Source organism: bacterium (genome assembly GCA_030699905.1).
GTDB lineage: Bacteria > Patescibacteriota > Minisyncoccia > Phycocordibacterales.
Map to the genome: position 1 here is coordinate 1 of JAUYKQ010000005.1, position 9814 is coordinate 9814.

At 43.7% G+C, this 9814-nt stretch carries 9 protein-coding genes; all 9 read left to right on the forward strand.

Annotated features, from left to right (window positions below; translation table 11 throughout):
- On the forward strand, nucleotides 1-192 hold a 192-nt coding region (locus tag Q8P86_00805), incomplete at its 5' end, for a LamG-like jellyroll fold domain-containing protein (protein MDP3996219.1).
- A 153-nt stretch (nucleotides 193-345) separates the two neighbouring features.
- Nucleotides 346-3726, forward strand: a complete 3381-nt coding sequence (locus Q8P86_00810) for a LamG-like jellyroll fold domain-containing protein (protein ID MDP3996220.1) — start codon at nucleotides 346-348, stop codon at nucleotides 3724-3726.
- Nucleotides 3727-3877: 151 nt separating this feature from the next.
- Complete coding sequence (locus Q8P86_00815) at nucleotides 3878-4273, forward strand: nucleotidyltransferase domain-containing protein (GenBank protein MDP3996221.1); 396 nt, start codon at nucleotides 3878-3880, stop codon at nucleotides 4271-4273.
- Between the two features lie 15 nt (nucleotides 4274-4288).
- Nucleotides 4289-4717, forward strand: a complete 429-nt coding sequence (locus Q8P86_00820; protein ID MDP3996222.1) for a DUF86 domain-containing protein — start codon at nucleotides 4289-4291, stop codon at nucleotides 4715-4717.
- 20 nt (nucleotides 4718-4737) lie between these two features.
- Nucleotides 4738-5082, forward strand: a complete 345-nt coding sequence (locus Q8P86_00825; protein ID MDP3996223.1) for a hypothetical protein — start codon at nucleotides 4738-4740, stop codon at nucleotides 5080-5082.
- Between the two features lie 6 nt (nucleotides 5083-5088).
- Complete coding sequence (locus Q8P86_00830) at nucleotides 5089-5853, forward strand: FAD-binding protein (protein ID MDP3996224.1); 765 nt, start codon at nucleotides 5089-5091, stop codon at nucleotides 5851-5853.
- 15 nt (nucleotides 5854-5868) lie between these two features.
- On the forward strand, nucleotides 5869-6264 hold the full coding sequence (locus tag Q8P86_00835) for a hypothetical protein (GenBank protein MDP3996225.1): 396 nt from the start codon (nucleotides 5869-5871) through the stop codon (nucleotides 6262-6264).
- Nucleotides 6265-6906: 642 nt separating this feature from the next.
- On the forward strand, nucleotides 6907-9498 hold the full coding sequence (gene secA, locus Q8P86_00840) for a preprotein translocase subunit SecA (GenBank protein MDP3996226.1): 2592 nt from the start codon (nucleotides 6907-6909) through the stop codon (nucleotides 9496-9498).
- On the forward strand, nucleotides 9488-9814 hold a 327-nt coding region (locus Q8P86_00845; GenBank protein MDP3996227.1), incomplete at its 3' end, for an adenylyltransferase/cytidyltransferase family protein. The genes secA and Q8P86_00845, both read left to right, overlap by 11 nt.

A 9814-nucleotide genomic window follows, 5' to 3' on the forward strand; every position in this document is an offset into this window, starting at 1 on the left:
AACAGTGATATTGGAGTAACAGATAGCAACTCCACTGGAACTTATTCGAACCCACCAAGCACCAACTGGACTATTGGGAACTATCCAGGTCTTAGTTCTAGGTTTTTCAATGGTCTTCTCGACGACGTTCGCATCTACTCCCGTGCGCTGTCGGCGAGCGAAATCAAACAACTCTACAACATGGGTAAATAAACGGTCATTACATGATAGAGTCTTTTGTTCAATTATTATATAATCACTCTGTATCATAAGCATTATCAAACTCCAATGAACCATATAAAACTCCATATAGTCATTTCACTATTTTTCTTTTTACTTCTCCTCCCTCTGACTACAAACGCTGATATGATTTCAGGCTTAGTTGGGTATTGGACATTCGATGAGGGGACAGGGACGATTGCAGAGGATGCGAGTGAGAGCAATAATACTGGAACGCTAGTGGATGGGCCGCTGTGGGTAACTGGTACGGATGCGAAAGTTGGAAGCGGAGCAGTGTCCTTCGACGGCATCAATGACTATGTAAAGATTGTTACTGCCCCAACTATAGCCGCCCCATACTCTATGTCTTTCTGGTTTTACCCAACAAGACTAGGATCACCTAATCAAGGTCTTCTTCTTTATGGTCCTAATGTTGCCAAAGCTATAACCTACACATCTAATAATTTAATTGAAATTGCCTCCTATTCCACTGGCACCTTCAGAACGTTTTGCAATAAAACTTTTACTTCTGCAGACTTGAACAAATGGCATCACTTAACGATTATAATTAACTCTACAACAGACGCTTCTCAATGGAAATGCTACTTGAATAACAGTGATATTGGAGTAACAAATAGCAACTCCACTGGAACTTATGGCAGCCCTGGAAACACTAACTGGAAAATTGGAGCTACAAATTTAAGTAACAACTATTTTAATGGAAAGATGGACGACGTTCGCATCTACAATCGCGCGCTGTCCGCCTCGGATGTGACCGAACTATACAATTACACTGGCGGAAGCACTCCTCCACCCTCACCAACTCCTGTGAATGGCTCCTGCGGCACCACAGTTAACTCCTGCATAACCGGCTCTCTCTCTGACACCACCGACTCTTCTTCTGATTACCTTTGGAATTGCATAGGAAGCAATGGAGGTTCAACTGCCTCTTGTTCTCTACCCATCCCTCCTCCAAGTGACACCACACCACCCACAATCTCCAGTATCCAAGCCACTAACATCACAGAAACATCTGCCACTATCACATATATCACCAATGAATCATCCGATACTCAGATAGAATATGGTCTAACTACTACATATGGTTCACAGACCACTCTGAACACTCAACTTGTGACTTCTCACACTCAAGCACTCTCCAATCTGACACCCAACACCACATATCATTACCGAGTCAAGTCAAAAGATGCTTCAAATAATCAAGCCCAATCAACTGATCAGACCTTTATCACCCAAGCCACGCTTAGTAATGAAGTAACTGCCCTAAGTTGTTCACATACTGATGTGCAAAGCGCGGTGAATTTGGTCAATAGCAATGGAGTAGTAAATGTACCGGCTGGGAATTGTACTTGGAATACAATGTTGACACTAACCAAGCCAGTTGTTTTACGTGGAGCATCTGCCAGTGCGACGATTATCTCGGCTACAATAAGCCCGCCTCTTATAAGATATATGCCGAGTACGCCGAGCATTTCAAATAGATTCAGACTAACCGGTTTTACTTTTACAGATCTATCGTCTTCCAGCTACGGGATTGTTTATCTCTATCAAAACACCGCGACTCCCGAAACTTTCAGGATTGATCACAATATTTTTTATAACCAAGGTTCCAGGGCAATAAATATTACAGGAACTTTTTGGGGCGTTGTTGATAACAATACATTCAATAATTCAGGAAGTGGGGCACCAACATCTTCTTATGGAAATAATGACGTTCAATGGAACACTTTTGGGCCCACTCGCGCTTTCGGCAATCAAAATAATTTGTTCTACGAGGACAATGTCTACAACACCACATCGAACGGTATGATGAATGACGGTGGTCAGGGAGGTAGATATATTTCCAGGTATAACACTTTTAACGGCAATTTCGGTTACATCTATGATTTCCACGGGAATCAACCGGGAGGATTTGGCTGTTATGGCGCTTCAACCTGCGGCAATGCTTCTACAATGATTGTAGAGATTTACGGAAACCTCTGGAACCGGACAACGTCGGGTTATTTGAATAAAACTATTGATCAACGCGGTGGCATGGCCATGGTGCACAATAATAAACTGATTACAACAACAGTTGGTACTTCACCAATGATTGTTAGAGAAGAATATTCCGATGATCTCTGGCCGGTTAATACAAACTGGATTCAACACTCAACCAACTCTTATTACTGGTCAAATTTGAACGCTAGGACTGATGGAACAGTTATAATGCCACTTGAATTGGGAACAGAAAACAGTTGCTCGGAACCGGCTTCTCCATGGATTGCGAATCATCTGTATGGAAGTGCCGGTGCTTCAAGCGATATTTACAGCCAAAAATTTACCAATGATCCCAACGGAAACTGTTGGAAAAAATCCCAATATTCTAGCCCAATGGTTGCCCCATATCTTACGGGATCTGTTGAACCTGACTGGACCAGCGTGCTTCCCAGGTATACGTTAAGAGATGGTGATATTAACTGGTTGAATATGGGTAGGAGTACGTCAATTGCCGAAAATGTTGATTTCTTCACACAAAGGATTGGTATTTTTGATGGTTCAGGATTAGCTTCAAACGGTGGAGGTGTTGGTGCCGGCACTCTGGCTAATCGTCCATCAACCTGTACGGTCGGGGTAGGATACTGGGCAACCAATCAAACCTCTATTCTCGCTGATGTAGTTGGTGATAATCCCACTACTTCTATATCTGGTACTTTATTCAAATGTACCGCGCCAAACACGTGGACTGCATATTACACACCATTCACATATCCTCATCCTGTTCGCACCGACTGTGCCACATACCCGACACTCTGTACTTATGTTCCTCCACCGGCGTCCGCGCCGTCTGGCGGAGGAGGCGGTGGGGGAGGAGGAAGTCCCTCGACGAGTTCGACAAGCTCATCGCAAGCAAGCTCGGGATCTTCGAGCGGCGGGGGTGGCGGCACTCTCGCCCTCGGCTCCTACACCGTTCCTCAAGACATTTCATCTCCAACTCCAACTCCAACTCCAACACCCGACCCCTCATCCTGCTCCTCATCCATCACATCCTCTCCCGAACTCTTCCCCTCGCTCTCTTCTGCCCTAACCTCTTCCCAAATCCAATCAATCCTAAACCTCCTTCTTGCATTCCAAGCCGACCAGCAAGTAGTCAATGATGTTCACTGTGCTCTCTTGGGTTACGAAGTAACAAGTACTCCAACAAGCACCACCCCGGCTTTCAGCCACCCCTCCTCGGTTGAGGAGGGGACGGGGGAGGTGGGTTACCATTTCACCCAATGGCTAACAGTAGGAGCGCAAAACCAATCCGTCCGTAACCTTCAAATCCGCCTCAATGAGCTCGGCTACACTATCGCTCAACAAGGCCCAGGCTCCCCCTCAAACGAAACCACCTACTTTGGCCCTGCTACGGAGTCCGCCCTCCGCCGACTCCAATGCGACCTCCTCTCCGTCTGCTCCGGCACACCTGCCACGACAGGATATGGAGCGACGGGACCGAGGACGAGAGAGGTGTTGAATGGAAATTAGTCATTTGTCATTAAATCTCATTGGTCATTGATTCGTCATTAGTCATTGGAAATTTGGCATTAGAATAAAATTCAATGAATCCCGTTAGAGAATCCATATGTCTTATACATAATTTGCTGGGAATTGCAGTTAAATGTGTTATTATCAGGGTATGGTAATAACGGAAAAGATGAACAATAGAATACGGGAACTTGCCGACGAATACGGCCTCAATGTGGTTGTGCTTTTCGGCTCGCAGGCGACGGGTAAAATTCATTCAAAAAGCGATGTTGATATCGCGGTTATCAGTCGAAAACCGGTTGAGAGAATCAAGTTGGTGTCCGAATTTTCCGACCTATTGAGAAGGGACGATGTTGAAGTTGTCAATTTGGTAAACGCTTCGCCAACTCTTATGCGTTCTGTAGTGGCGGATGGCAAGCTTTTATATGAAGCTGAAGAGGGCGCTTTTCTCCGATGGAAGATCTACGCGATAAAGATTTGGATGGAAACGGCATGGCTTAGAAAATTACGCGACAAAAAATTGGTTGAATGGGCCGCGCGGTCATAAACCGGAGATAATATAATGGAAGTATCAAACATCAAAAATAAGATAGAGAAGTTGCAGGAATATGTGGAGAAATTGTCTCCGTATGCCACCATGGAGACGGACATATTGTTGTCAAACGAAGAAAAGAGAGCAGCCATGGAACGCTGGTTTCTTCTCTTGGTTGATGAAGCTGTTGATATAAACGCGGTCATTTCGTATCAAATCGGAAAGAAGATTCCAGATTCATATCGTTCTTCTTTTGAAGGATTAGTTGAACTGGGTATTATTGACAGGGATTTTTCTGATAATATATCCGTATCGGCTAAAGTACGAAATCAAATGACTCATGACTACGAAAAGATACAACATAAAGAACTCATTGAACTTATGAAGAAATTCTTTGAAATGTATAAAAAATACACTCGTATCCTAATTGAAGAATTCATAAACCGTTCTCAATCTTAAGTTGACATATAGCAGGACAGATGGGCACCATCACTCCCGAATCGGGAGTGATGGTGCCCATCTGTCTCGATGTCTATATCGCGACTTATCCAAAAAAAGGCAAAATCGGGCAGGGGAGCCGTATAGGAGCCGGGGGGAAAGGAAACGCGGACTTAAAAAAGAATTTCAGAAAAACGCGGAAGTCCTGTAGTACCTTGAGTTACGAAATAGGTTTCTTGACGAAAAAGTCAGATTTCGAGCGAGCCGAAGTCAAAAATTTTGAATTTAATGCCAGAGGTATTGATGAAAAATTTTTGACAAGGTGTAGCCGAAATATGGGTTTTTCGGCAGAAATTTCCTATTTCGTAACTCAAGGTGTAGCATGAATTCTCATGGAAATCAAAAAGAACGTCTCGCTCGCGGAATTAACCACTTTTAAAATCGGTGGAAAAGCCAGATATTTTTGCGCTGTCCAGAGTGTTCCGGACTTGAAAAAAGCCGTTTCTTTCGCGAAAGATAAAAAACTTGATTTTTTAGTGCTTGGTGGCGGTTCAAATGTTTTGATGAGAGATGGGGTGTTAGAAGGGGTTGTTGTCAAAATGGAGATAAAAGGAATGGAATATACAGGGGCAATAAGTCAGAGTTTAAGAAAAAAAGAAAATGTCGCCTCGGGTGGTGAAAAGCAATCTCCTGAACTCAAAAAAACTCAATCGGTTTCAGAGACCCGCGTGTTTGTCCGTGTCGGGGCGGGTGAATGGTGGGACGGGTTTGCGAGGAATGTGGCAAAAAGGGGGCTTTGGGGAGTTGAAAATCTTTCCGGAATTCCGGGAACGGTCGGCGCGGCGCCAATACAAAATATCGGCGCCTACGGACAAGAGGTGGATGACACTGTTGTTTCCGTAGAGACCTTGAATACGGAGACGCTTGAAGAGCGCCGATTTTCAAACAAGCAGTGCCGGTTTGGCTATCGTGATTCTTTTTTTAAAACGAAAGAGGGCAAGAAGTATATTATAACCGCGGTTACATTCGCGCTCCGAAAAGACGGCAAGCCGAATGTTTCTTACCAAGATATTAAAAAAAAGATTGAAGATTTAGGAATTACGATTCAAGGATTAAGCCCGATGAAGATGAGGCAAATGGTAGTTGAGATAAGGTAAAAAAAGTTTCCGGATTTGAAAAAGTACGGGACGGCGGGGTCGTTTTTCAAGAACCCTGTCGTTTCGGAGAAAAAGTATGGGCAGTTGAAGAATAAATGGCCGGATATGCCGGGGTTTAGGGTTGAAGAAGGAATAAGGAAAAAGGAATTAGGGATAAAGATTTCGTTGGCGTGGATTTTGGATAAAATATTAGAAGTTCATAAAGTAGAAAGTTATAAAGTTCGTAAAGTTAAAGGAGGAGTGGGATGTTTTGAAAATCAGCCGATTGTGGTCGTTAATTATGGGAACGCAAGCGCCAAAGAGGTCCTTGAGCTGTCTGCCAGAATAAGCAAGGAGGTAAAAAACAAAACTGGAATTGAGATAGAAAAGGAAGTGAGAGTCGTAAACACAAAAGGGAAGTCGTTTACGTAAAAAAGCGAAAAAACGATTGAAAACAAAATCCCCGCGAGGGGATTTTGTTTATCTCGGAGCTTACGGCTCCGGAGATTTAACGGCGACGTCGAGAGGCCTTGCGCTTTGTCGTCTTTTTCTTAGTTGACTTGCGCTTGGCGACCTTTTTCTTTGTTGCTTTTCGTTTCTTTGCCATATGGTTTTAGAGACACAGGAGATTCGGAATATTTTCGTACGTGCGTGTCTCGAAATTATGTTGCTAATTTATGCACGCGACAATGTTTCGACCTCAATTAATTTTCAAAATTTTGAAAACCATCGTGAACAATGTTCATTGTCGCGTCACTACATAAATTATCTAACATAAAAATTATTTTTACAATGATTTTTTAAAAAAAAAATGTGGATAACTTATTTTTGAAAAATATTTTTTTGTTCAAATTATTTTGTTTAAATTTTGTTGTTGCATTTCTGTTATGCTATTTGTGCGACAGTACAAATAGCATAACAGAAACTTTTGTGAAGCGCTCGGCCGAAGAAAAAGTTTTACCAAAGATGTTTAACTTGAAATGATGTTTAACCGAAAATGTTTAACATTTTTCGGTGGCGGTTGATTAAAATCAAAAAGTGGATAGGCGCGCGTAAAAATGCTAAAATACTCAAATGCTAAAATTTCTGAAAAGTATTTTTGGAGACGAAAACAAGTCCAGAATAAAGGCCCTTTATCCTCTGTTGGAGAAAGTCAATTCTTTGGAAAAGGACATTTCAGCGCTAACTGACGAGGAAATGCGTGGAAAATCGGCTCTTTTTAAAGTTCGGGCCGTAAATGGAGAGATAGACGACCTTTTGCCGGAAAGTTTCGCTTTAGTCCGAGAGGCGGCTTTGCGAACTCTCGGACAGAGGCATTTTGACGTTCAAATTATCGGCGGAATCGCCATGCATAAAGGTTCCATAGCCGAGATGCGAACGGGAGAAGGAAAAACGTTGGTGGCGACTCTTCCGGCATATTTGAACGCCCTTTCCGGCAAGGGAGTGCATGTTGTTACGGTCAACGATTACCTTTCAAGAAGAGATGCCGTGTGGATGGGACAGATATACCATTTTTTGGGGCTTTCGGTGGGATGCATAACATCGGACGGATCCTATCTGTATGACCCATTTCATAGTGAAAAAGCGATGGCTCCAAAAAATGGAATTTCCAATTTCCAATTTCCAATTTCCAAACAAATTCCAAATTCTAATAACCAAAATTCAAAACAGGAAATACAAGACGGATTAGATAAAACGCGGGACGAGATTGGCGGATTCAAGGTTGTGCATGAGTTTCTACGGCCGTGTTCAAGAAAAGAAGCGTACTCGGCGGATATTACTTACGGCACAAACAACGAATTCGGTTTTGACTATTTGAGAGACAACATATCCTACAATAAAGAGGACATTAGGCAGAGAAATTATCATTTTGCCATTGTTGACGAAATTGACTCAATACTAATAGACGAGGCCAGAACCCCTCTTATAATCTCCGCGCCATCGGAAGAGTCAGAGGACTTGTACGGAAAGTTTGCGAAACTTTCTCTTCAAATGGAAGCGGGCAAGGACTACGAAGTGGACGAAAAATTGAAAGCCATAACGCTGACTGACGCCGGAATAGAAAAAGCTGAAAAGTTTTTGGCAGTTGACAATATTTACACGGACAAAGGCATAAAATACGTGCATCATTTGGAGACGGCGGTACGCGCCAAAGCTCTTTTCCATATGGATAAAGAGTATGTCGTGCGAGACGGGCAGGTGGTGATAGTGGATGAGTTTACCGGACGTTTACAGCCGGGCAGACGGTGGAGTGAAGGCCTGCATCAGGCAATAGAAGCCAAGGAGGGCGTGAAAGTTGAGAGAGAGTCAAGAACTTTCGCTTCCATAACTTTTCAAAATTATTTTCGGCTTTACGAAAAACTTGCCGGTATGACGGGAACCGCGAAGACATCATCTGAAGAGTTTTATAAAGTTTACGGCCTTCACACGACGGAAGTTCCCACAAACAAGTCCGTGGCCCGAGAGGACCACAACGATTTTATTTTCCAAACGGAAAAAGGTAAGTTCAAGGCAATAGCCCGAAAAGTCAAAGAGTTAAACCAAAAAGGCCAACCGGTTCTTATCGGCACCGTGTCTATTGAGAACAACGAGATGTTGTCGCGGTATCTTCAAACCGAAGGTGTGGCGCACGAGGTTCTAAACGCCAAAAACCATGAAAGAGAGGGGGAGATAATAGCTCAAGCCGGCAGAGTCGGCGCCGTTACCATAGCTACCAACATGGCCGGCCGAGGGGTAGACATAAAACTTGGTGGCAATCCGGCGACTCCAGAGCAGTATGAAGAAGTAAAAAACAAAGGAGGACTTTTTGTCTTGGGAACAGAAAGACACGAAGCAAGACGAATAGATAACCAGCTTCGGGGCCGTTCAGGAAGACAGGGTGACCCCGGGGAGACGCAGTTTTTCGTTTCTCTGGAGGACTCGCTGATGCGAGTTTTCGCGTCAGATACCATAAAGAGAATGATGGGGCGTTTTGGCATTGCCGAGGACGAGCCGATTGAAAACAGGATTATTACGAGGTCTTTGGAAGCGGCCCAGACGAAAATAGAGGGTTTCCACTTTGATTCCAGAAAGCATGTTTTGGAGTATGACAACGTGTTGAACCGCCAAAGAAAAACCATTTACGAAAAAAGAAGAAAGATGCTTCTGGGCGGAAAAAAAGAAGTTGATGATTTTCTTTCCGAAAAAATTTCAAAGGATGAAAAAGTTTCAAGCGTCATTGAAAAGAAAAAGCAAGAGCTCGGAGAAAATGAGTTCTTTGAAAACGCTCGGCGACTCATACTGCAGGTTATAGACATGCACTGGGTGGAGCATTTGGAAGTGATGGATTACTTGCGAGGAAGCGTGAATTTGCGCGCCTATGGTCAAAGAGACCCTTTGATTGAATACAAAAAGGAGGGACTTCGGCTTTTTAAAGAAATGGAAAATGGCATAGACAACACCATAATACAGGCACTGCCTTCACTTGTCGGGAAAAACTTGCCGAGGGAGAAGGTTGATTTGAAGGAGGTTCACGAAAGTCCGCTTTTGAGTAAGATGGAAAGGGACGCGGGCGCGGCCGCCTCGGCCGCGCCCGCTCAATCCGTCCGCCCCCGTTTTTCCGCAAGCCGTAACGACCCATGTCCATGTGGGAGCGGGAAGAAGTATAAAAAGTGTCATGGAAAGTGAAAAGAAAAAAAGCAAAATCGTAGTGGCGGTTTCGGGAGGATTTGACCCTGTGCATATCGGGCATGTTAGAATGTTTGAAGAGGCGAAAGCTTTAGGCGACAAACTTGTGGTAATATTGAATAATGACAACTGGCTGAAGATAAAAAAGGGCTACTGTTTTATGAATGAAAAAGATAGAAAGGAAATTATTGAGTCCTTCAGGGCGGTTGACGGAGTGGTTATAACAAAACATCGCAGAAACCCACAAGACATGAGCGTTTGCGAAGCTTTAAAAACAGTCAGGCCGGATGTTTTTGCAAACGGCGGAGACAGAGAC

Bases quoted from the DNA above. Each gene is read 5' to 3' on its own strand.
- Q8P86_00810 (MDP3996220.1), top strand. From the start codon at position 346: ATGATTTCAGGCTTAGTTGGGTATTGGACATTCGATGAGGGGACAGGG.
- Q8P86_00815 (MDP3996221.1), top strand. From the start codon at position 3,878: ATGGTAATAACGGAAAAGATGAACAATAGAATACGGGAACTTGCCGAC.
- Q8P86_00820 (MDP3996222.1), top strand. From the start codon at position 4,289: ATGGAAGTATCAAACATCAAAAATAAGATAGAGAAGTTGCAGGAATAT.
- Q8P86_00825 (MDP3996223.1), top strand. From the start codon at position 4,738: ATGGGCACCATCACTCCCGAATCGGGAGTGATGGTGCCCATCTGTCTC.
- Q8P86_00830 (MDP3996224.1), top strand. From the start codon at position 5,089: ATGGAAATCAAAAAGAACGTCTCGCTCGCGGAATTAACCACTTTTAAA.
- secA (MDP3996226.1), top strand. From the start codon at position 6,907: ATGCTAAAATTTCTGAAAAGTATTTTTGGAGACGAAAACAAGTCCAGA.